Here is a 22893-nt window from a genome sequence, read left to right on the forward strand (position 1 = left end):
TTAATCGTGGGTTAAGGTTTTTCTCTTGCGCCATCCGCAAGCCAAACGAGTGGGTTAATCAATTTTTGGTTCTCGGAATGAAATGCTGAGAAATCAGGTAACGCGGCAGGAAGTGCCGCCACAGACGCTGTAATTTCTTGCAATTCCTGCGCGGAAGTCACCCCTACTAGTGCATAATCTATGCATTGCAATGATTTTATATATCCAAGCGCGCCTTGCAACAAGTTCAATTGATTTGCCGCAAGAAATGCATGATATTCAGCAAAAAAAGGCTTGAATTCGTTGAAATAAGACTTGAGCCGACTCGATTCAGTGAGTAATAGCCCTTGCAAAAACACCGAGCGTGCATGAATTTCTATTTGCTGTGACTGCAAAAAGCGCAGACTGCCACTATGTGAGAGGCGCTGATCGAATACATTGATGGGTAACTGTACAATATCAATGTCTATATCGCGAATATTGAACAGTTTTTCTATCTGCTGTTCGCTATAAACTGAAACCCCTATTTTCTTGACCAGGCCTCGCTGACGAAGGCGATACAGACTTTCAAGGATATTTCCACCACCATCAGCCAGTACATCGTTTATCTGATGCACCAGAACCCCATAAACAGAAGGTTGACGAAGCCGGGTTAATGACTCACTGAAGCATTGCTCTATATAGACACAATCTGCCGCAGTGACAGTGGCTTTGTTTAACTGGGGTGTTTTGGTTACTACTCTGAAATCTGTTTGCAAGCCACTTGCACCTAGCACCGCCTCACTGTCACCATAATGGAAAGCAGTATCGAGCAGGTCTATGGACTCCCGTCTGGCAAGCTCCAATATCACCCTGACTTCCTCCGCTGCAGGCATGCCAGAACCGTTGGAAATACCATAATCCAGACCGAACTGTACCGTCCCCAACCCAACTTTCACATCAAAACCTTGTTCAGCGTATCAATGACATACTCTTGCTGATGACTTTCCAGTCCATAATATTCCGGCAGGCTGAGGGCTTGGGCATAATACTGTTCTGCCACCGGATAATTACCAGCGGCAAAGCCCTGATGCAGATAATAAGGTTGCAAATGGACCGGGATATAATGTACCTGACAATGTATACCCGCTTCTGAGAGTTTTGTCATCACCTGCTGCCTGGTCAGGCGCTCCGAGAAGGCAATTCTCACTACGTATAAGTGCAATGCACTTTGATCACGCCATGCAGATTGACATGGTTTAATCTGAGCATGCCCGGCAAAAGCTTGATCATAGCGCGCAGCAATCTCTTTGCGCCTTGCCAGGAAACGGTCAATTTTGTTCATCTGCGATGAACCCAATGCAGACTGAATATCGGTGATGCGGTAATTAAAGCCAAGTTCCTGCATTTCGTAGTACCAGGGGTTGGTTTTACCATGAGTAGTCGCCATGTCGTCAAGCTGGAACTGGTCATCCAGTTTATTGATGCCATGACTGCGCAACCTCAGCAGTTTTTTATACAACTTTTCATCATTTGTAGTGATCATACCCCCCTCACCCGCGGCAATGATTTTCACCGGATGGAAGGAAAACACGGTCATGGAAGAATATTTGCAATTGCCGACACGGCTGCCATCAGCATATAAACCACCTAAGGCATGCGAGGCATCCTCAATCACAACGGCACCATTTTCTTGTGCGATCTTGCTAATGGCTGGCATATCACAGGGCAAGCCACCAAAATGCACCGGAATAATGGCTGACACTTTTTTTAATGTGTGACAGGTTTGCCGTAGTGCTTCTGGAGACATATTCAGCGTCTCGGGATCAATGTCGCTGAACTGGGTTTCTGCACCGACATACTGTGCACAATTGGCGGAAGCAACAAAGGTAATGGGAGAAGTCACCACCACGCTTTCTTCGTTCAGATTGGCCGCCAGACAAGCAATATGCAAGGCTGCGGTGCCATTAGACACCGCCACGGCATATTTGGCACCTACATATTGGGCAACCTGATTTTCAAACGCTTCGACTTTGGGCCCCTGTGTCAGCGCGCCATTCCGGAGCACATCAACGACTGAAGCGATATCATCTTCATCCAGAAAATGCTTTCCGTAGAAAATTTTTTGCATGGTTAAATCTCGATTTTTTCTTTGCCTAACAGATCGATCAGATCTTGCTGTGACATCCATACCGTGTTGTTATCGCTACTATATGAAAACTGCTCTGGCACCTTTTTCCCGCCTTTTCTTTCCAGATAGGCCTGAGCATCCCACCAGTCAGAGGCTGGCTGAATCACATAATGATCATTAAACTCTGCCGTGTTGATTGCATCATCTTCGGTAATCATGATTTCATGCAGTTTTTCGCCAGGGCGGATACCAATAATTTTAGTGCTGCACTCTGGTGCAACCACTTGTGCAACGTCCATAATACCCATGCTTGGAATTTTGGGAATGAAAATCTCCCCGCCTTCCATTCTTTCCAGCGAATCCAATACAAACTTAACGCCTTGGTCCAGCGTGATCCAGAAACGCGTCATGCGCTCATCGGTAATCGGCAACACGCCTTCTGCACGTTTTTTCATAAAGAACGGGATGACACTCCCTCTGGAGCCGATGACATTGCCGTACCTGACCACTGAAAAGCGGGTTCTGTGACGCCCGGAGAGTGCATTGCCAGCCACGAATAGTTTATCCGAACATAATTTGGTTGCACCATACAAGTTGGCAGGGTTGGCTGCTTTGTCAGTGCTCAACGCAATCACGCGCTCAACGCCCTGATCAATACAGCAGTTCACAATATTTTCAGCACCAATAATATTGGTTTTAATGGCCTCCATCGGATTATATTCCGATGCGGGTACCTGCTTCATTGCAGCTGCGTGAATGACGATATCGACACCATCCAGGGCACGATTCAAACGCTCTTTATCCCTGACATCACCCAAAAAATAACGCAATCTGTCTGATGTGAGGTATTGCTGCATTTCAAACTGTTTCAGCTCATCGCGACTAAAAATGACCAGGCGCTTGACCTTTGTGGTTTCCAATACCGTTTTGATAAACCTTTTGCCAAAGGAGCCTGTTGCACCCGTGACCAATACCGATTTGCCGTCCAGAATAGACATTTAACTCTCCATCAAAGAATTTCTAATTTCATCTGCCCAACCTGAATCAAGTTGGTCTTTCAACATCATTAACTGCGCATCCAGGGACAGTATTGTAGATGATGTTGTCCTTTTTAATTTAGTATTATCCAAAGACATGTCTTTAGGCCTGATTGCGGATAAAGCCACACTCTCAACACTCACCTCACGAATGAGTGCCGGATTAAAACCAAACACATTGCATAACTTTAAGCCAAAATCGCTTTTAGAAAGCCGCTCATCCGAAACAACATTGAATATCCCGCTGGCATTGATTTGGAGCAACCGTGTCAATTGTTCTGCCAAAACCGAAATAAGGATTGGGCTGAAATAAACATCCTGAAACAAATTGATTGGCTTCTGCTGCCGCATGGAATCAATAATCCAGTCGGAGAATGAACGTCTTTTGGGGTGGCCCCAGCCAAAAAAATTGGTACGCATGACAAGCGCACCGGGACAAGCCACCATCACCAGTTGCTCAGCAAGAAGCTTGCTGCGTGCATATTCATTCAGGGGGGTGGCAGGCGTCAGCTCGTCCCTTTTTGGCTCAAGGCCATTGAAAAGGTGGTCAGTGGAAATATGCACCAGTTTGACACCTACATTACGACAGGCGGCGGCAACATCACGGCTTAAATGTGCATTGACCTTCTGCGCCTCTTCTGGATTTTTCTCACAGGCATCAACGTTTGTCATGCCTGCGGCGTGGATCACCAGGTTAAATCCATGCTCCCTCATCACGGTACACAACGCATCTTGTGATGCAGGCAATGGCAACGTTTTCACCCGGCTGAGCGCTACCCGCGTGTGATGTAAACCCAAAGTCACTTGATTGGATTGCCTGAAATAGCTGGCAAGGTTTAAAGCCAGTAAACCACTGCCACCAGTAATGAGTATATTCAGCATTCTGTTGTTTGAATTAGAGACTATTATTCTATTAGCAATGTTGTTTAAGCTCGTTGCGCAAATGCTTCAATCATCAAGGCTGTCCATCAATGATATGGCTGTAGGAACCTGTTCGATGTATGGTCCCATTTTTCAATTCCACAATCCGGTCACACGTTTTTAATGTGGACAAGCGATGGGCAACAATCAAAACCGTTATATTATCGCCTAATTGTGCGATGGATTGCATGACCGCATGCTCTGTATTGGTATCCAGCGCACTCGTTGCTTCATCAAACACGATGACTTCTGCTTTCTTATAAAGCGCTCTTGCAATACCTATTCTCTGACGTTGCCCCCCAGATAGTTTGACCCCACGCTCGCCCACCACTGTGTGGTAGGTATCTGGCCATGTCTCAATCACTTCTGAAATTTGCGCAAGACTGGCTGCTTGTTTGACTCTTGCCATGTCGATACTATTCCTGGGCACGCCAAAAGCGATATTTTCAGCCACGGTGGCATCTGTCAGAAAAATAGTCTGCGGCACATGGGCTATTAATGCCTGCCAAGCTCGGTAATTTAACGCATTGATTTCTACACCATCTACTTGCATGCTACCTGAAGTCGGCTCAAGCAATCCCATGATAATGTCGATCAGGGTGCTTTTGCCACTCCCCGTTTCACCAATAAAACCAACTTTGCTTCCTTTTGTAATCTGCAGATTCACGCCCTGCAGTACAGAGGCTGCGGCTTCATGATATTGAAAATTGAGTTGATTGAGTGTGATCGATTGAGTAAAACCCAGTGGAGCACCCACTGACTGGCCATAAGCCTCAGGAAAAGGCTGCTTTAATAAAGCCAGCGTGTCTTTGAGATTGCCCTGATTGCCGAGGATACTGGTCCATGAAGCATAAGCTTGCTGGACAATAGGTAACATTCTTTGCGCGCCAAGTGCCAAAGCACCCAAGACAGGTAATGCATTACCTATACCCAGTTCGCCCAGCATTAAGTGACAGGCAATCAAGGCGATCAAGGCTGTTCCTAGTGCCTCAATCAGATAACGTGGGCACTGACCTATAAACAAGGTATTTGCTTGTGCTCGGCGCATTTTGTAATCTGCGGCCTGATAAGTTTTGCAATAGGTTTCCTGCGCACCGTCTATCAATACATCCCTGATGCCTCCCAGGCCCTCCTGCAAGGCTTTAACTGCAAACGTGAGCTCGGTGGTTACGGCAGCGCTATTCGCTCTTAGCTTCTTGCGGGTATATCTGATAATGACCAGGTAGATCACAGAGAACATGCCCAATGTGAGCAGTGCGACCTGGTAATCAATAAACATCAGTGATAGCAGAATAGCAACCAGCATCATCAGGCTGCTGATCAATGCCAGCACAGGATTAATCACGCCACTGACAACGGCATTTGATTTCACGGTGAGCCCGCTGATCAAGGTACTACTGTTCCGGCTAACGTGAACAGCATAAGGCTGATACAAAGTACGGCGATAGATATCAATACTGATATCAGAACCTGTTCTGCAGGAAAGCTGATTACTGGCCCACAGCAGGGTCACGCGCATCAGCCCGGACAACAGAGCCAGCAAACAAAACCCCACTGTCAGAAAAAGCACCAGGGACTGTGTGGTGTGAAGGCTCAACAGGCTGATCACAGGCTTTAACAATGGAAAAGCCAGCACCTTTTCGGGTGACGTCAGCGCCATAATGAAGGGAAATACCGCGCCTATCGTGAGCATTTCTGATAAGGAGCTTAAAACTGTGAGAATCAATACAAGGATAAATTGTATGCGCCGCTGCCTGCTGACGTGACTCCACAAGTCATGCAACAGACTCAAATAACTATAATGAGGGGGATAAGACATTCGAATCGCGCACCTTGCCCTGTTAGCTGTGTAAAAACATACAATAGCAGGAGCCTTAAATTTGCATGAGATTAAAATCTCATTTTTTTATAAACAAAATATTTTAACACAAGCAGGCTTTGGCAAGAAAACAGCAACTGCCTCTCAGGATTGCAGCCTGAGCAGCATGACCTCAACGCAATCCAACACACCTGAATATCCATTTTCATGTGAATTTTGGTTTAAACTTGGCAATAATCATGAAAAAAATCTGCTTCATCCTGACCACTGATATCGCGGTCAAAGCCTTTTTGTTAAACCATTTGCGTGCATTATCCAAAATGTACGAGATCAGCGTCATTGTAGGAACAGAGGATCCCGATTTTCTGGCAAAACTGGGCATTCAGGCTCGATTGATACCCCTGCCTATCCCCAGAAACATCGCGCCACTAAAAGACCTCTTCAGCTTGATCAAGCTGATGTTTTACTTCAGAGCGTTCCGATTTGACGCTGTGCACAGCGTCACCCCCAAAGCCGGGCTGCTTGCCATGCTGGCTGGTTTTTTGTGCAGGATTCCGGCACGTATACATACACTCACTGGCCAGGTATGGGCTACCCGGGAGGGCTTGTCCAGAAGCTTACTCAAGACACTCGACAAGCTATTGGCAGCCTGCGCCACGCACGTGATTGTTGACAGCCCGTCTCAGCGCGACTTCTTGCTGAAGGAACAGGTGATCTCTGCACAGAAATCCAGGGTTTTTGGCGCGGGCTCAATCTCAGGCGTCGATACAACAAGATTCAAGCCAGCTCCAACCATCAGGCAACAGCTCAGATCAAAGCTGAATATACCCGAGGGTACTTTCCTGTTTCTTTTTCTTGGTCGGCTCAACCATGACAAAGGCGTGCTAGACCTAGCAACGGCCTTTGTGCAAGCCCAGTTGCCCAATAGCCGCCTGCTTTTCGTAGGGCCGGATGAGCAGTCCATGCAAACGCATATCAGGCAACTGGCCAGCGTAGATAAAAGCCTTGTACAATTTATTGATTACACCAATACCCCTGAACATTACATGGCAGCCGCCGATGTGTTATGCCTGCCCAGCTATAGAGAAGGATTTGGCTCGGTGATCATTGAGGCCGCCAGCTGTGGCATTCCGGCAATCGCTTCCCGTATTTATGGCATTACGGATGCTGTCGAGGAAAGCAGTACCGGATTATTACACCCAGCCGGAGATGTGCATGCCATCACGCAGGCGCTGTTGCGTATACATAATGACAAAACGCTCTACCAATCGCTGTCTGACGCGGCCTATCAGCGTGCACTCAGGCAATTCGATAGTAAAATCATCACACAGGCATGGTGTGATTTTTATGAGAAAGTGATTTTTAATGGTTAAGCGGCTGATGGATGTCTTGCTGGTGATATTGGCATTCTGCCTGCTATGGCCATTGATTTTAGGGGTTGCTTTAATGGTGCGCTGGAAGCTCGGCACGCCAGTCTTGTTTAACCAGACGCGTCCTGGCTATCTTGGCAAGCCATTCAACATTTACAAATTCAGGAGCATGACAGATGCCAGAAGTGCTGATGGTGCATTGCTTCCCGATGAAATACGCCTCACCAGGTTTGGGCGATTGTTGCGGTCGACCAGCCTCGATGAGTTACCCAATTTGTGGGTGATTTTCAAAGGAGACATGAGCCTGGTCGGGCCGCGCCCCCTACTCATGGAGTATCTGCCTTTGTATAATGCCCAGCAGGCACGCAGACATCTGGTCAAACCAGGACTGACAGGATGGGCGCAGGTCAATGGCAGAAACGCCATCAGCTGGCAGGAAAAATTCGCCCTGGATGCCTGGTACGTCGACCACCAGAGCCTGTGGCTGGACATAAAGATTATTCTGCTCACCATTAAAAAAATATGTGTGCGCGAAGGCATTAGCGCAAAGGGGGAAGCCACCATGCCCAAATTTACCGGGAACGACGCATGAGCCACTATTTGTATGGTGCCGGAGGTCATGGCAAAGTAGTGTTGGATGCCTGGCAAAAATCCGGCAACAGCTGCGTGGGTTTTGTCGACGACAAATCGCTGTCGGAATGGGAACGGCTACCGGTGCTGCCCCCTGCCGCCATCCCTGACCATGCAGCATTGCACCTGGCCATAGGCAACAATGCCGTACGGGAAAAACTGTCTCTGGCACTCAACAAACACTGCTTTTTTAACGTGATCCACCCGTTGGCAAGTATTGCAGCTTCAGCGCGGATCAACGAAGGTGGGACTTTTCTGGCGGCTTACACCATTATTGGCCCTGATGCAGAGATAGGTCTGCACAGCATTATCAACCATGGGGCGATTATTGATCATGACTGCAAGGTGGCACACTTTTGCCACGTCGCCCCCAATGCCGTCTTGGGGGGAGGCGTGAGCATAGGCAGCCATGTACTGATTGGTGCAGGCGCAGTAGTGTTGCCCGGCTTGCGCATTACCGACCATGTTACAATCGGCGCCGGTGCGGTAGTGACCAAAGACATTTTGAATGCTGGCACCTATGTTGGCACGCCCGCAAGAACCTTACGCTGAATAACTGATTACTAGATGCTAAACCACCCTTTGCTTTCCCCCTGGCCTCGTTATGAGCAAGACGAAATAGACGCTACCACGGCTGTTTTGCTCTCCGGGCAAGTGAATTACTGGACCGGTGACATTGGCAAACGGTTTGAGCAGGAATATGCGCTGTCGGTAGGTAAACGGTTCGGCATTGCCTTATCCAATGGCACCGTTGCATTAGAACTTGCATTACGTGCATTCAATATTGGCCCAGGTGATGAAGTGATCGTCGCCTGCCGAAGTTATGTCGCCAGCGCCAGTTGTGTATTGCTCGTGGGCGCCACACCGGTGTTTGCAGATGTGGATTTAGACAGTGGTAATTTAAGCGCTGAAACCATTGCGCCCCATATTACAGCTAAAACAAAAGCGGTGATTCCTGTGCACATTGGTGGTTTGCCCTGCGATATGCCAGGCATTATGCAGCTAGCGCATCAACACAACATCAAAGTCATTGAGGACTGCGCCCAGGCACATGGCGCCTCTATCGCCAATATCAAAGTAGGAGGATGGGGTCATGCCGCCATTTTCAGCTTCTGCCAGGACAAAATCATCTCCACCGGGGGCGAAGGTGGGATGCTGGTACTTGATGATGAACAGGCTTACAAGGCAGCCTGGGCATACAAGGATATCGGCAGAGACTTTGATGCCGTTTTTCACCAGCAGCATCCACCTGGATTCCGCTGGTATACCCATACCGCCGGCTCCAACTTCCGCATGACCGAAGTGCAGGCTGCCATCGGTCTCAAGCAATTAGCCAAGCTTGATGCATGGATTAGTCGCAGAAATGTCATTGCGCAAAAACTGGTCTCTGCATTATCGCAAGCCACATTTATCAGGGTTCCCTCTGTGTCACATTCTAATGTCACACATGCTTATTACAGGGTGTATGGGGTGATTGAGCTGAAGAACCAATCTGACGCCGAAAACCACTCGTTCCGCAATGAATTCGTTGCAAGTCTCTCTGAGATGGGATTACCCTGTTTTTCAGGGTCTTGCAGCGAAATATATCTGGAAAAGGCGTTTGAATCTTACTATGATGGTCAAAGAATGAGGAATGCAAAATATTACGCTGAGCGTGCATTTTGTTTGCTAGCGCATCCTACCATTACCGATGACCAGGTTGATCAGGCAGTAAAATTAATCAACACTCTATTGGCCAAATACCACGGTTAGTCACCATGAAAAATAGTCTCCGTCGATTGCTCATTCCTTTGGCTATCTTGCATGACCTGGTAGCGGCTTGCCTAGTATGGATTACAGCATATGCTTTACGCTTCAACTTTTCTATTCCAGATCAATTTTACCAGTCAGTACTCATGATGTTGCCTGTAGTGGTACTGATTGAGATATCTACATTTTATTATGTCGGGCTTTATCGTGGCATTTGGCGCTTTGCCAGCATCCCTGACTTGAAGCGCATTATCAAGGCCGTGGCCATTTCATCGGTGTTATTGAGTTTAGGTGCATTTTCCTTGCAGCCGGAATTAATCATTCCACGCTCGGTGCTGGTCATGAATCCCCTGCTTCTTATCTTATTTATGGGAGGCAGCCGGTTTGCCTATCGTGCATGGAAAGAGCGCCGCCTGTTTAACGTCACGGCTGCGCAAGGCAAACCAGTGATCGTCATCGGTGTAGAAGATGCCTCTTTTAACCTCATCAGAGAACTCAGCAAAAGCCCCGAGTGGCGTGTGGTGGCGATGATAGACCCCAATAACAAGCTGGTCGGGCGTGAAATCATGCATACCAAGATTGAGGGCAAACTGGAAGACATTGAACGCATCGCGGCGAGACATGGTTGCCAGCATTGTATGATTGCCATGCCGGGCAGTCGGCATGAAAAAAGGCGGCTGGCAGTTGAGGCGGCCAACGAAGTTGAGGGCATGGAGGTATTAACCTTGCCAGCCATGTCTGATTTAATTAGCGGCCGTGTCAGCTTATCGCAGATACGCAAAATTGATGTGGAAGACTTACTGGGGCGTGATGTTGTGCAACTGGATACGCATGGCTTGAGTGCGATGCTAGCCAATAAGGTGGTGCTGGTGTCTGGGGCTGCAGGTTCGATTGGCTCTGAGCTTTGTCGCCAGATATTGAGTTTTCATCCGACCCAGTTGATTTGTCTCGATATCTCTGAATATGCCCTGTATACCCTGCAACAGGAGTTTAGCCAGTGGGAGACTGACTCTGAATTACTGTATTTGGTCGCCGACGTTAAAAATCGTGTCCGTTTGCAGCGCATATTGCAGGATCATCAGCCAGATGTGGTGCTCCATGCCGGCGCCTATAAGCATGTTCCCATGATGGAACATTTTAATGTGGTAGAAGCCCTGCAGAACAATGCTTATGGCACTTACCAAATTGCTTCTGCTTGCCAGGCAGCCAGTGTACCTACCTTTGTACTGGTCTCAACAGATAAAGCTGTGAATCCGACCAATGTCATGGGTGCTAGCAAACGTCTGGCAGAGCTTATTTGCCAAGGCCTGCAAAATAATTATTTATCCGGGACACGATTCATTACTGTGCGTTTCGGCAACGTGTTAGGCAGTAGTGGTAGCGTGATTCCAAAATTCCGCGAGCAGATTGCGCATGGCGGGCCCATCACTATTACCCACCCTGAAATCACGCGTTACTTTATGTCTATCCCCGAAGCTGCACAATTAGTGCTACAAGCTGCCACGATGGGCAAAGGTGGCGAGGTGTTTGTGCTGGACATGGGCACACCGGTCAAGATTATTGACTTGGCCCGGGACATGATCAAGTTATCCGGCCTGCAAGAGCAAGATATCCGGATTGAGTTCACCGGCTTACGCCCGGGTGAGAAGCTCTATGAAGAGTTGCTGGCTGATGACGAAAACACTTTGCCCACCAGCCATGAAAAATTGCGTATTGCGCAGGCACGCAGTGCAGATACTGTCTGGTTAACAAACTTGCTGGAATGGTTGACTACCATCCCAAATTTGCAAGAGGCCCAAATCAAGCAGGATCTGCAGCGCTGGGTAGTGGAATATCAGCCTGACACCCGTCCGGCACCAGATGTTTCCTTGCGCGGTGGCATGCTGTCATTGGATACCCTACCCTCGCCTTCATCACACATACACTGATATATTCTTCATCTTTAACTACTAAGTATATTCATGTCGTTTACAATGTAGACCTCATTGAATAAGCACTGTTCTATTTTTTCTTTATGCCTCATATCACGCTTGACAATGCCAGCCTGGCATTTGGTCATCATGCCTTGCTTGCCCAAGCATCATTCCAGTTAGATCCAGGTGAACGCGTTGGTTTGATTGGTCGCAATGGTGCCGGTAAATCCAGTTTGCTAAAAGCGATTGCCGGCACCATCAAACTTGATGAAGGCACCGTATGGCGGGCGCCTAGCGTACGCATTGTCTACGTGCCGCAAGAACCTGATCTCGATGATACTCACTCCGTATTTGAAGCCGTTGCAGAAGGTCTGGGCAGTTTGCAACAAACCATGATTGACTATCACCAGATCACGCATGAGATGAGCTTGCCAGATGCCAATATTGAGGCACTGATGGAGCGCATGCAGGCATTGCAGCATGAAATGGACGCACAAAATGGCTGGGTTGCGCAAACACGGGTGGAGACCGTACTAAGCCGCTTGAAGCTGGATGCAGATGTACTGGTTTCCACACTCTCAGGCGGTTGGCGTAAACGTGTTGCACTTGGGCGTGCGCTTGTGGCAGAGCCTGAAGTCTTGTTACTGGACGAACCGACTAACCACCTGGACCTCGAAGCCATCGAGTGGCTGGAAGATTTGTTATTAGGCTTTAATGGCAGCGTGTTGTTTATTACCCATGACCGTCGTTTTTTGGACAAGTTAGCGACACGCATTACTGAACTTGACCGCGGCAATCTGACAGACTTTGTAGGTAATTTTTCACAATATCAAATCAAAAAAGAAGAGTTACTCGCCGTTGAAGAAACGCATGCAGCAAAATTCGATAAATTTCTGGCGCAGGAAGAAGTCTGGATCCGCCAGGGGATTAAAGCGCGCCGCACTCGTAATGAAGGACGCGTGAGAAGATTAGAAGCACTCCGTTTAGACCGTGCAGCCAGACGTGAGCGCCAAGGCGATGTCAAACTCAACCTGGATGCTGGCGAACGCAGTGGAAAACTGGTTGCAGAGCTTGATCAGGTCACTAAGTCATATGGTGACAAAACACTCATCAAAGGCTTCAGCACACGTATTTTACGTGGCGATAAAATAGGATTGTTAGGACCCAACGGCATTGGAAAATCCACACTATTAAAACTCATTTTAGGGGACATAGAACCAGACAGTGGCGACATTCAGCGTGGCACAAAAGTCAACGTAGCCTATTTTGACCAGATGCGCGAGCAGTTAGATGAAGAAGCCACCTTAGCGGATACCATCAGCCCGGGCTCTGATTTTGTTGAGATTGGCAATGAACGCAAACATGTGATCAGTTACCTGGAAGACTTTCTCTTTCCACCACAACGCTCACGCTCACCTGTGAAATCACTTTCCGGTGGTGAGCGCAATCGTTTACTGTTAGCACGTCTGTTTGCGCGCCCGGCCAATGTACTTGTGTTGGATGAACCAACCAATGACCTGGATATTGATACACTGGAGTTATTGGAGACTCTGTTACAGGATTATTCGGGCACCCTTTTTCTCGTCAGCCATGACCGGGCTTTTCTAGAAAATACCGTCACTCAAGTGATTGCTTTTGAAGGAGAAGGCAAGTTAACCGAATTCGGTGGTGGATACGATGACTGGTTAAGATTCAGCCAGGCTCGCTTGAGTAAACCCGCTCCAACGCAAAAAAAATCTGCTGTGGTTGCGACGTCAAGCACACCTACACAGACAGTCACTTCCAGAAAAAACTTGAGTTTCAAGGAGCAGCGTGAGCTGGAATCGCTCCCCGCAGAAATTGAGGCATTGGAACAAGAGCAATCAGAGATTCAGGCACAATTTGCGCAAGGTGATATTTACAAACAGGCGCCAGATAAGGTCAAACAGCTACAGGACAGGCTTGATGAGATCGAAACACTGGTGCTGGAAAAAATCACGCGCTGGGAAACATTGGAGAGCTTGAGTTAGGGCCTACCTGCGGGGACTTAAAAATAAAACAGCCGAAGGATCACTTCGGCTGTTTTATTTAACGGGGACTAAACGGAATAACTGCCACGTGCGGTATCGGCACGATGTGTTTGGCCATTTTTACCGTAAAACTGTGGGGCAGCGCTCTTGCCGTTCAACGCATCCAGTTTTTCCTGGTTACGCTGAAAGTTTTTGTTAATCAAAATGCCATTGAGGCGATTGAGCTCTTTAGCCTGGACCAACTGTTGTTGGAAGCTGACCCATGCCTGCTCTAGCACAGTGCTGGATTGTTTTTTCAACCAAGCAGACATGCCCTGCTCATTAGGCTCAAACCCAGCGGCAGCAAGCGCCTCATAGCGGGCGTTGGCAGCTGCGCCCAGGGCTTGCAGCAGTTCAACGCGCTTGTCGACCATCTGCTCTATAGCATCCAGATCAGCAGACACCAGGGCGGACTGCTCAGACTGCAAATCATTCAAAAGCTGTGAAACCAGCGCTGCGTCTTTCTCAAAACTGACTTGAGAAGATAAATGATTTGCAGAAGTCATGAGGGTCACCCTTTATTGTTTGGTTGTATCAAATCTTTGACGCTCTGCAACAGGCCATCTGCCACTTTAGCGGTATCTACCGAAAAGTCACCACGCGCAATTGCAGCTTTAATTTCTTCAACCTTGTTGGCATCAAACACTTCGCCAGCTGCCAACCCGCTCTCCAGCGATTGCAACTGCACAGATGCAGAAGACAAGGTCACGTTATCTGTTGAGGCAGCAGTTGTGGATACACCTGCTGCTTTGTCGCTGCCTTTATTGGCAGTACTTTTATCCAACGTTGGCTTGTCTACGCCAACACCCAGTTTTTTAATAGAATCTGAAATGTTCATGCCGTACCTCTTCTGATTTTGAATATGTTCAGGGCTTATCACATCCATCACCCTCATTCGTTAACAGTACTATCGGCATAGTTTAAGCGAACTTTAGTGCTTAATATAGTTTTTATCGCATGTTTATAAATTTCAGACATTTTCAATTAAAAAAACGTTACCCATCTGGTTAAAAACGCACGTCAACCTTACCAGAAGACTGTGCAACGCCTTTGATAATCTGGCCACTGCTGACTTTGACATCCACCACCTGGCCGACATTCGCGGTTTGCATGGCAGTACCATCTGCAGTGATGACAAACCCGTCGCCACGGCTATTCAACTGTACTGTTTGTCCCTGTCTAATCACCGGGATCGCCTTCAGTAGCTCAGGTCTTAATACTGTGCCCAGTGGCAAATTGAGTGCAGCCTGCTTGCCATCAAGCATAGACACATCTGTAATAATCCCTGCAGGTAACTTGCTCAAATCCCCGGATTGCATGACCACATCCGTTGTTTGCACGGGTGAGCCCTGGCTTACAGGCAAGCCTGTCACGGCATATTCACCCCATACCTGAACATCAGCCTGTACATAGAGTGTCCAGGGTTTGGTTTCAGATTGCAGGCAACGGACACCGATGTGGGTTTTACCCCATAAACGGGCACCTTGCACAGTAAACCCTTCCATCAAGCCGCATTCAGCAATGCGGATACGGCTGTCCAATGGCTGGATCTCAATATTCACCTTGCCCGGATACCCTTGTGTCTGGCCCTCTACATACTGCAATACAGTTTGATATACGCGGCTGTGCATGTCACTCGCAGGAACCACTGCGCGCTGATTGGCAATGACAGCGCGGTCGGCCGATTGCACAGGTGAGCTCATCAACCATAACAGGCTGAAGATGACTGACATCAGAAGTTGGACTGGGCGTTGTTTCATGTGCACCATTCTACGCATCCGGGGCAAACTTAATTGCGGAAATAGAGAGGATTTCCTGCGTTTAATTCAAGAATCATTGTATAGGTGACAGCGTACACTAGGCATAGCTAGTAAAAGTCATGTGCGTGAACCAAGCCCGCTTAACTGGTTAACGACCGCAGATGACAAGAACTTTAGAGGTTCGAAAAAATATTCGAACAAGGCTTCAGAGTACAGCCTGGAAAGGACAAGACGATGATGAACAAACTGGACGCTTCACTGAATTTTCATCAGACCGCATTGCGCGTGCGCAATCAGCGTCAGGAGCTGTTGGCTTCCAATATTGCCAACGCGGATACACCACAATACAAGGCGCGTGATATCGACTTCAAGTCTGCCATGCAATCTGCTCTGCAGCAGAGTACTTCAGGCAAATCTGCTGCCAATGCTGGCGCGATGCAACAAACCAATACCAGCCATATGAATGGTCAGGGCAGCAACGGGTATGTGGGGAGTGCCAGCGACCCGCTGTTCCGCTCGGTGGTGCAAGGTTCTGTCGATGGCAACACGGTAGATATGGACGTAGAGCGTAATGCCTATGTGGATAACGGCATCCGCTACGAAGCCAGCCTGACCATGATCAGTGGCCAGATTAAAAAGATGCTGTCTGCCATTAACGGCCAGCAGTAATTAAAGGAGGTCTGTCATGTCTCTGTTTAACGTATTCAAAATTTCCGGCTCTGCCATGAGTGCGCAGTCCATGCGCCTGAACACCGTGGCCAGTAACCTGGCTAACGCCGACAGCGTGGTCAGTTCTGATGGCAAGCCTTACCAGTCCAAACAAGTGGTGTTCAAGGCGGTGCAGGACGCTGCTAACCAAAGCAGCACGGTTGAGGTCGACCGGGTGATTGAAGATACCAAGCCAGGCAAAATGGTCTACGACCCCAAACATCCGATGGCCAATGCCGACGGTTATATCACCATGCCTAATGTCAACGTGACTGAAGAAATGGTGAACATGATTTCAGCCTCACGCGCCTATCAAAACAACGTGGAAACCATGAATGCGGCAAAAACCATGTTGCTTAAAACATTGAATATTGGTCAATAACCTTTAGAAAGGGCACTCGTATGACCACCGTAAATAGTAACAACCAGGTTTCACAGGATTTACTGAACTCAGTGAATACCCGCAGTAAGACCAGCACTACAGATGAAACACAGGATCGTTTCATGACCCTGTTGATCACGCAAATGAAAAACCAGGATCCGCTGAACCCGATGGACAACGCGCAGGTGACTAGCCAGATGGCGCAGTTGAATACTGTGACCGGGATCAACAAGCTCAATGAAACCATGAGCAGCCTGATCGGTAGCGTACAACTGGGCCAAGCCTATCAAGCAACCAGCATGATAGGCCGCAATGTCCTGGTGGAAGGTAAAACGCTAACCCATACAGAAACTGGCGGCTATTTTGGCGTCAATGTGCCTAATGGCGCAGATAGCCTATCAGTCGCGATTAAAAACGGGGCTGGCACGACGATTCGTACGCTGACCTTTGGCAAACAGGATGTTGGTGTGAACGCATTAAGCTGGGATGGAAAAATGGACGATGGCACAGTTGCACCAAGTGGCGAATACTCCTATGAAATTACGGCAAAAACCGCTGACAAAACCGTCAGCAGTACCGCGCTAAGCCTGGCACAGGTGCAAAGCGTCACTACCAGCACCAGTGGTGCCAAACTGAATTTAAGCAATAACACGACAGTGTCTGCATCAGACATCTCAGAGATTTTCTAATTCTTAATATTTTGAGTCCTTACCTAGGAGAGATAACATGGCTTTTTCACAAGGCTTGAGTGGTTTAAACGCAGCATCCAAAGCACTTGAAGTAATTGGTAACAACGTGTCTAACGCCAACACGGTTGGTTTTAAACAGTCTCGTGCAGAATTCGCTGATGTGTTCGCAGCCTCACTGAGTGGCGCAGGCGCAACGCAAATTGGTATTGGTACCAAAATTTCAGATGTCGCGCAGCAGTTTACCCAAGGTAACATTACTTCCACCAATAACACCCTGGACGTCGCGATTAACGGCGCAGGTTTTTTCCGCTTGAGCAACAACGGTGCGATTACCTATACACGTAATGGCCAGTTCCAAATGGATAAGAACGGCTATATTGTGACCAGTGATGGTAAACGCCTGATGGGCAACAGTGCAGACAACCTGAATGGTTCCAGTCCGGTAGAGATTCAGATCGACACCAGCGACTTGCAACCTGTGGCCAGTACTAGAATCACCGGCACATTGAACCTGAATTCAGCCAGCGCAAACATCGATCAAGCAGTCACACCATTCAGCTCCACTGACCCAACCAGCTATACCAACTCCACCGCGATCACGGTGTATGACAACCTGGGTAACTCACATAATGTACAAAACTACTATGTGAAAACCGCGGCCAACACCTGGAGTGTATACACCACAGTAGATGGTACTGATGTGACACCAGTGCCTACCCCATCCATGGTATTTAATGCGGGTGCCTATGACTCAACCAACTCCAGCGTGACGCCTATCAGCTTTACACCTACCACCGGTGGCGCCACCATGAATATCAGTTTTGATTACTCCAAAAGCACGCAATATGGTTCTTCTTTCAGCGTGAACAAGCTGAGCCAGGATGGTTACAATTCAGGCCGCATTGCCAGCTTCACCATTGGCGATGACGGCATTATTCAAGGTCGCTACACCAACGGTCAATCCAAGGATCTAGGCCGCGTCATCCTGGCAAACTTTGTCAACCCTAACGGATTGCAATCCCTGGGTGGTAACCAGTGGATGGCCAGTTTCGAGTCTGGCGACGAGCTGATCGGTGCGCCAGGCAGCAGCACGTTGGGCTTATTGCAATCCTCTGCCGTTGAAGATTCTAACGTTGACCTGACCGCAGAACTTGTGAACATGATCACAGCACAGCGTATCTACCAGGCCAACGCGCAAACGATCAAAACACAAGACCAGGTCATGCAAACACTGGTCAACATGAGATAGTGACTGTTAACGATTAACCTTCTGATAGAGGCTGCATTATGGACCGTCTGATTTATACCGCAATGACTGGTGCCAAGCATATTCTTGAGCAACAGGCGACCACTGCCCACAACCTGGCAAACGCAACCACCACCGGCTTTAAAGCCCAGGTGGATAGTTTTCGCGCCGTGCCTGTGTTGGGCGATGGCCTGCCTACGCGTGCGTTTGTGGTCGATGCCACAGTAGGCACCGATTACAAATCTGGCAGCATACAGCAGACAGGCCGCGACCTGGATGTCGCTATTGAAGGCCCTGGCTGGATCGCCGTGCAACGGGCAGATGGTTCAGAAGGTTATACCCGCAATGGTTCCCTCAAGATTAATGAGAATGGCCAGTTACAAACCGAATCGGGCATGAATGTGATGGGGGATGGCGGCCCGATCAGCATCCCGCCTAATGTGATTATCAGCATAGGTGGTGATGGCACGATTTCCGCCGTCAATGATTTAACAGCACCGGGTGCCACCAACATCCTGGGCAGGATCAAGCTGACCAACCCGCCTGAAGCCTCGCTCAAGCGTGCCGCAGACGGCTTGTTTGTGACCAGCAATGGTCAACCAGCACCTATGGACGTGAACGTTAAAGTGACCAATGGCGCACTCGAAAGCAGTAATGTGAATGTGGTAGAAACCATGGTCAATATGATCAGCCTCGCGCGGCAATTCGAAATGCAAATGAAAATGCTGGAGAACGCGCAAAACAACGCAGGAAAAGCAGACCAGCTCTTCAGTATGAATGGCTAATGCTTGGACTAATATTGCAGTATGAACAAGGCTTTAAGCCCTAGGAGTGAATGATGATACGCTCATTATGGATTTCCAAGACCGGTCTGGATGCACAACAAATGCAAATGGACGTCATTTCAAACAACCTGGCCAACGTCAGTACCAGTGGTTTTAAGAAATCACGTGCCGTGTTTGAAGATCTGCTTTATCAGAATTTGCGCCAGGCCGGCGCCCAAAGCTCACAACAAAGTCAGTTGCCTAGCGGCCTGCAATTGGGTACAGGCGTCAAGCCAGTAGCGACAGAACGCATTTTCACCCAGGGCAACCTGCAGCAAACTGGTAATGACAAAGATGTGGCCATTCAAGGCCAGGGCTTTTTCCAGATTTTGCTGCCAGATGGCACGACTGCCTACACGCGTGATGGTTCATTTCAAGTCGACAGCCAGGGGCAACTGGTGACAGCCAGTGGCTTTCCGGTTCAACCGGCGATTAACGTTCCACTGAATGCACAAAGTATTACGGTTGGTCGCGATGGCGTGGTCTCCATTACCACGCCCAACTCCACGGCCACCACCCAGATAGGCCAGCTTCAGTTAGCTACTTTCATCAATCCGGCCGGCTTGCAGGCAAAAGGTGAAAATATGTTCGTGGAGACCACGGCGTCCGGCAATGCCAACATCAATACGCCGGGGACGAATGGCGCCGGCCTGTTGACACAAGGCTACGTGGAAACTTCTAACGTGAATGTGGTGGAAGAGCTGGTGAGCATGATTCAAACACAGCGTGCTTACGAAATTAACAGCAAGGCCATCACTACATCTGACCAAATGTTGCAAAAGCTGTCGCAAATGTAATGTTTATCTGAGATCCATACGAATGTTGAAAAATGCCCTTATGAGCCTGTTACTCTGCCTTGCGCTATCCCAGCTGTTAAACGGCTGTTCAATCACGCCCTCGACGATTGTACAAAAACCGGAAACGCCGCGCATGGCGATGGCACGCCCCGATGCCAGAACAGAGGGAGCTATTTTCAACAGTGCCGCTTACAGACCTTTATTTGAGGACCGCAGACCACGTTATGTCGGGGATATTTTGACCGTACGCATTACCGAGAATACCTCGGCCAACAAAGGCTCCGATAACGAGCAAACCAAGGATGGTTCAGTCACAGGTGCGATCACCGGGCTGTTTGGTCACAACGTGCCTAAAGCATCATTCAATGCCGCCTCCGCCCTCTCTTTTGAAGACAAGGCCAGTGCCAATGCCAGCAATGCCTTCAATGGTTCTGTCACCGCCACAGTGGTCGATGTGCTGCCAAACGGTTATCTGGTCATCAGCGGTGAAAAACAGATTGGCTTTGACAAGGGCACCGAATTTGTCCGCTTCTCCGGTGTGGTCAACCCTGACCTGATTACCGTGGGTAATGAAGTCATGTCTACAAAAGTGGCGGACGCACGTATCGAATATCGAAGCAATACCAAAATGGATGCTGCGGAAGTACTCTCCATGTTCTCCCGCTTCTTCCTCAGCATGATTCCGTTGTAGGAGAGACGCATGCAGACACTTAAATACCGTTTACTCACTGGGCTGGCAAATCTGATCGTTGCATTCAGTCTGCTGGTCATCAGCCCGCTTGCCCAGGCAGAACGCATCAAGGACATCAGCAATATTCAGGGCGTCCGCAGTAACCAGCTCATCGGCTACGGGTTGGTGGTGGGCCTGGATGGCACCGGTGATATGACCGTACAAACGCCGTTTACCGTACAAAGCATCATCAGCATGCTCAATCAGATGGGCGTCACCGTACCACCTGGCACCAATCTGATGCTAAAAAATATTGCAGCAGTGATGGTCACCAGTTCTCTTCCAGCGTTTGCCCAGCCCGGTCAAACCCTGGATGTCACTGTCTCCTCCATGGGGAATGCCAAAAGCCTGCGTGGTGGCACCTTGTTGATGACGCCTTTAAAAGGCGCAGATGGCCAGATTTATGCCATGGCCCAAGGCAATCTGGTGGTTGGCGGCGTAGGTGCAGCTGCGAATGGTAGCCAGACCCAGATCAACCATTTAAGTGTAGGCCGTATTTCAGAAGGTGCCACCGTTGAACGCGCCTTGCCTAATACCTTGTTGCATCAGGATATTGTCAAACTCGAACTGAAAGAAAGCGACTTCTCAACCGCCAACAATGTGGTTGAAGCCATCAACAAGAAGTTTGGCCCGATGACCGCCCAAGCCGAGAGTGGCCGCGTGATCCAGGTGCGTCCGCCTGAAAGCATGAGCCGCGTCTCTTTCCTGGCCAACCTGGAAACAATTAACGTTGCCCTGGCTGCGACGCCCGCCAAGATTATCCTCAATGCACGCACTGGTTCGGTGGTCATGAACAAGGCGGTGACGCTGGATAGTTGCGCGGTTTCCCACGGCAACCTGTCTGTGGTGATTAACACTTCCCCTGTCATCAGCCAGCCTGGCCCATTCTCCAACGGCCAGACAGTGTCGACGGCAGTGTCAGAAATCAATATCAACAAAGAACCTGGCAAGGTACTCAAGCTGAATAACGGCGCAAACTTGTCTGATGTGGTGAAAGCCTTGAATGCGATTGGCACCACCCCTCAGGACTTGCTGGCCATTTTGCAGGCCATGAAAGCAGCAGGCGCCCTCAACGCCGAGCTTGAGGTTATCTAGCGGGAGGCAGTGATGCAACCACGTATAGACCCTACTACTCAAAGTCTGGCCATAGACGGCAATTCACTGAATGGCCTCAAGCGTGCCAACAATGACTCGCCAGAGGCGATCAGAGCGGTTGCACGCCAATTTGAAGCGGTACTGATGAACATGATGCTGAAAAGCATGCGTGACACGGTGCCGCAAGACGGTATCACCGATAGTGAACAAGGCAAAATGTTTACCAGCATGCTGGATCAGCAGTTGAGTACACACTTGAGCCAAAAAGGTCTTGGCCTGACAGATGTGCTGGTCAGGCAGCTCAGTAAATTCAGCCAAAAACCAAGTGACGCAACAGAGGCTGGCAAAGACGCCAAATCCTCTGGCAAGCTTGACTCCACTGCCCCACTCACACACAGCAGCCACGCTGGTGCCAAGACCGTATTAGCGCAAGCGGCCCAGAAAATACGTGAGGCCTATCAGCAATGGGAATCCACAGACAGCGATGCCGTGAATAACAACCGGGACGACTGGGCACAAGGCATTCCGGAGCTGCCACCCCTGGTCGCTGACACCCAGGAAAATATACAGAGCTTTACCCTGCCACAGGCACCTTTAGCCACGGCCATGCGTGAAGTGGCGGGTAAAACCCAACAGTTTATCCAGAGTATGTTGCCACATGCCCAGGCAGCCAGCAGTGTATCGGGCATTCCAGCAAAATTCATGATCGGCCAGGCGGCATTGGAAAGTGGCTGGGGCAAGCACGAAATCAAAACTGGCAACGGCACCAGCAGCCACAACCTGTTTGGCATTAAGGCGGATGCCAGCTGGAAAGGCAAGGTGGTTAACAGCACCACCACTGAATATATCAATGGTGTGAAGCAAACCCGTGTCGAAAAATTCCGTGCGTATGACAGCTATAGCGATGCATTCAAGGATTATGCAAAACTAATTTCACAAAATCCGCGTTACCAGCAAGCCATGAATAACACGCATGATGCCAGCGCGTATGCCCATGCCTTGCAGCGTGCAGGCTATGCCACCGACCCACAATATGGCAAGAAACTGACGCAAGTCATCAAGCATTTACAAGGTTAAAAAAGAAAC

The 22893-nt window shown here is 49.0% G+C and carries 24 protein-coding genes; 16 read left to right on the top strand and 8 right to left on the bottom strand.

Going from position 1 to position 22893, the window contains the following annotated elements; all coding sequences use genetic code 11:
• Nucleotides 1–11: 11 nt before the first annotated feature.
• The 5 genes from ACJ67_RS08725 to ACJ67_RS08745 all read right to left on the bottom strand — a co-directional run bounded on the left by ACJ67_RS08725 (nt 12) and on the right by ACJ67_RS08745 (nt 5866).
• Nucleotides 12–917: an aldo/keto reductase gene (locus tag ACJ67_RS08725; protein ID WP_049638739.1), complete on the bottom strand. Its 906-nt coding sequence runs from the start codon at nt 915–917 to the stop codon at nt 12–14.
• On the bottom strand, nt 914–2089 hold the full coding sequence (gene pseC, locus ACJ67_RS08730) for a UDP-4-amino-4,6-dideoxy-N-acetyl-beta-L-altrosamine transaminase (protein ID WP_049638740.1): 1176 nt from the start codon (nt 2087–2089) through the stop codon (nt 914–916). Before pseC ends, ACJ67_RS08725 begins: the two co-directional genes overlap by 4 nt.
• Before the next feature lie 2 nt (nt 2090–2091).
• Nucleotides 2092–3087, bottom strand: coding sequence for a UDP-N-acetylglucosamine 4,6-dehydratase (inverting) (pseB, locus tag ACJ67_RS08735; RefSeq protein WP_231587135.1), 996 nt, complete (start codon nt 3085–3087; stop codon nt 2092–2094).
• Entirely contained in the window at nt 3088–4008 is a 921-nt protein-coding gene (locus ACJ67_RS08740) for an SDR family oxidoreductase (RefSeq protein ID WP_049638741.1), read from the bottom strand.
• Between the two features lie 73 nt (nt 4009–4081).
• Complete coding sequence (locus ACJ67_RS08745) at nt 4082–5866, bottom strand: ABC transporter ATP-binding protein (RefSeq protein ID WP_049638742.1); 1785 nt, start codon at nt 5864–5866, stop codon at nt 4082–4084.
• A gap of 61 nt (nt 5867–5927) precedes the next feature.
• On the opposite strand from ACJ67_RS08745, the gene ACJ67_RS08750 reads away from it, so the two are divergent.
• From ACJ67_RS08750 to ACJ67_RS08780, 7 genes are all read left to right on the top strand, one after another.
• Nucleotides 5928–6137, top strand: a complete 210-nt coding sequence (locus tag ACJ67_RS08750; RefSeq protein WP_049638743.1) for a hypothetical protein — start codon at nt 5928–5930, stop codon at nt 6135–6137.
• The gene (locus tag ACJ67_RS08755; protein WP_049638744.1) at nt 6106–7239 is read left to right on the top strand and encodes a glycosyltransferase family 4 protein; all 1134 of its coding nucleotides are present in this window, start codon (nt 6106–6108) and stop codon (nt 7237–7239) included. Before ACJ67_RS08750 ends, ACJ67_RS08755 begins: the two co-directional genes overlap by 32 nt.
• Nucleotides 7232–7828: a sugar transferase gene (locus tag ACJ67_RS08760; protein ID WP_049638745.1), complete on the top strand. Its 597-nt coding sequence runs from the start codon at nt 7232–7234 to the stop codon at nt 7826–7828. Before ACJ67_RS08755 ends, ACJ67_RS08760 begins: the two co-directional genes overlap by 8 nt.
• Complete coding sequence (locus ACJ67_RS08765) at nt 7825–8418, top strand: acetyltransferase (RefSeq protein ID WP_049638746.1); 594 nt, start codon at nt 7825–7827, stop codon at nt 8416–8418. The genes ACJ67_RS08760 and ACJ67_RS08765 overlap by 4 nt, the downstream gene beginning before the upstream one ends.
• 15 nt (nt 8419–8433) lie before the next feature.
• The gene (locus ACJ67_RS08770; RefSeq protein ID WP_049638747.1) at nt 8434–9618 is read left to right on the top strand and encodes a DegT/DnrJ/EryC1/StrS aminotransferase family protein; all 1185 of its coding nucleotides are present in this window, start codon (nt 8434–8436) and stop codon (nt 9616–9618) included.
• Nucleotides 9619–9623: 5 nt separating this feature from the next.
• A complete protein-coding gene (locus tag ACJ67_RS08775; protein WP_049638748.1) occupies nt 9624–11543 on the top strand; it encodes a nucleoside-diphosphate sugar epimerase/dehydratase in 1920 nt (639 codons plus the stop codon).
• 86 nt (nt 11544–11629) lie between these two features.
• Nucleotides 11630–13537, top strand: coding sequence for an ATP-binding cassette domain-containing protein (locus tag ACJ67_RS08780; protein ID WP_049638749.1), 1908 nt, complete (start codon nt 11630–11632; stop codon nt 13535–13537).
• A gap of 68 nt (nt 13538–13605) precedes the next feature.
• On the opposite strand, the gene ACJ67_RS08785 is transcribed toward ACJ67_RS08780, so the two are convergent.
• The 3 genes from ACJ67_RS08785 to flgA form a co-directional block, all read right to left on the bottom strand.
• Complete coding sequence (locus ACJ67_RS08785; protein WP_049638750.1) at nt 13606–14082, bottom strand: flagella synthesis protein FlgN; 477 nt, start codon at nt 14080–14082, stop codon at nt 13606–13608.
• A gap of 5 nt (nt 14083–14087) precedes the next feature.
• Nucleotides 14088–14414 carry a flagellar biosynthesis anti-sigma factor FlgM gene (gene flgM, locus ACJ67_RS08790; RefSeq protein ID WP_049638751.1) on the bottom strand — a complete coding sequence of 109 codons (327 nt, stop codon included), beginning with the start codon at nt 14412–14414 and terminating at the stop codon, nt 14088–14090.
• 169 nt (nt 14415–14583) lie between these two features.
• The gene (flgA, locus tag ACJ67_RS08795) at nt 14584–15336 is read right to left on the bottom strand and encodes a flagellar basal body P-ring formation chaperone FlgA (RefSeq protein WP_049639849.1); all 753 of its coding nucleotides are present in this window, start codon (nt 15334–15336) and stop codon (nt 14584–14586) included.
• 234 nt (nt 15337–15570) lie between these two features.
• Here flgA and flgB point away from each other — a divergent pair, with 234 nt between their 5' ends.
• Genes flgB through flgJ form a run of 9 tightly spaced genes read left to right on the top strand, consistent with a single transcriptional unit; the run spans nt 15571 to nt 22884 of the window.
• Entirely contained in the window at nt 15571–16005 is a 435-nt protein-coding gene (gene flgB, locus ACJ67_RS08800) for a flagellar basal body rod protein FlgB (RefSeq protein WP_049638752.1), read from the top strand.
• A gap of 16 nt (nt 16006–16021) precedes the next feature.
• Nucleotides 16022–16426, top strand: a complete 405-nt coding sequence (flgC, locus tag ACJ67_RS08805) for a flagellar basal body rod protein FlgC (RefSeq protein ID WP_049638753.1) — start codon at nt 16022–16024, stop codon at nt 16424–16426.
• 20 nt (nt 16427–16446) lie between these two features.
• Nucleotides 16447–17115 (top strand): flagellar hook assembly protein FlgD, encoded by a 669-nt coding sequence (locus ACJ67_RS08810; protein WP_049638754.1) that lies wholly within the window; start codon nt 16447–16449, stop codon nt 17113–17115.
• 37 nt (nt 17116–17152) lie between these two features.
• Nucleotides 17153–18364 (top strand): flagellar hook protein FlgE, encoded by a 1212-nt coding sequence (gene flgE / locus ACJ67_RS08815; protein WP_049638755.1) that lies wholly within the window; start codon nt 17153–17155, stop codon nt 18362–18364.
• Nucleotides 18365–18402: 38 nt separating this feature from the next.
• A complete protein-coding gene (flgF, locus tag ACJ67_RS08820; RefSeq protein ID WP_049638756.1) occupies nt 18403–19146 on the top strand; it encodes a flagellar basal-body rod protein FlgF in 744 nt (247 codons plus the stop codon).
• A 53-nt stretch (nt 19147–19199) separates the two neighbouring features.
• Nucleotides 19200–19982 carry a flagellar basal-body rod protein FlgG gene (flgG, locus tag ACJ67_RS08825; protein ID WP_018985040.1) on the top strand — a complete coding sequence of 261 codons (783 nt, stop codon included), beginning with the start codon at nt 19200–19202 and terminating at the stop codon, nt 19980–19982.
• 40 nt (nt 19983–20022) lie between these two features.
• Nucleotides 20023–20673, top strand: coding sequence for a flagellar basal body L-ring protein FlgH (locus ACJ67_RS08830; protein ID WP_049638757.1), 651 nt, complete (start codon nt 20023–20025; stop codon nt 20671–20673).
• A gap of 9 nt (nt 20674–20682) precedes the next feature.
• Complete coding sequence (locus ACJ67_RS08835; protein ID WP_049638758.1) at nt 20683–21807, top strand: flagellar basal body P-ring protein FlgI; 1125 nt, start codon at nt 20683–20685, stop codon at nt 21805–21807.
• 12 nt (nt 21808–21819) lie between these two features.
• Nucleotides 21820–22884 carry a flagellar assembly peptidoglycan hydrolase FlgJ gene (flgJ, locus tag ACJ67_RS08840; protein WP_049638759.1) on the top strand — a complete coding sequence of 355 codons (1065 nt, stop codon included), beginning with the start codon at nt 21820–21822 and terminating at the stop codon, nt 22882–22884.
• The last annotated feature ends 9 nt before the right edge of the window (nt 22885–22893 follow it).

This window comes from Methylophilus sp. TWE2, from assembly GCF_001183865.1.
Classification (GTDB): domain Bacteria; phylum Pseudomonadota; class Gammaproteobacteria; order Burkholderiales; family Methylophilaceae; genus Methylophilus.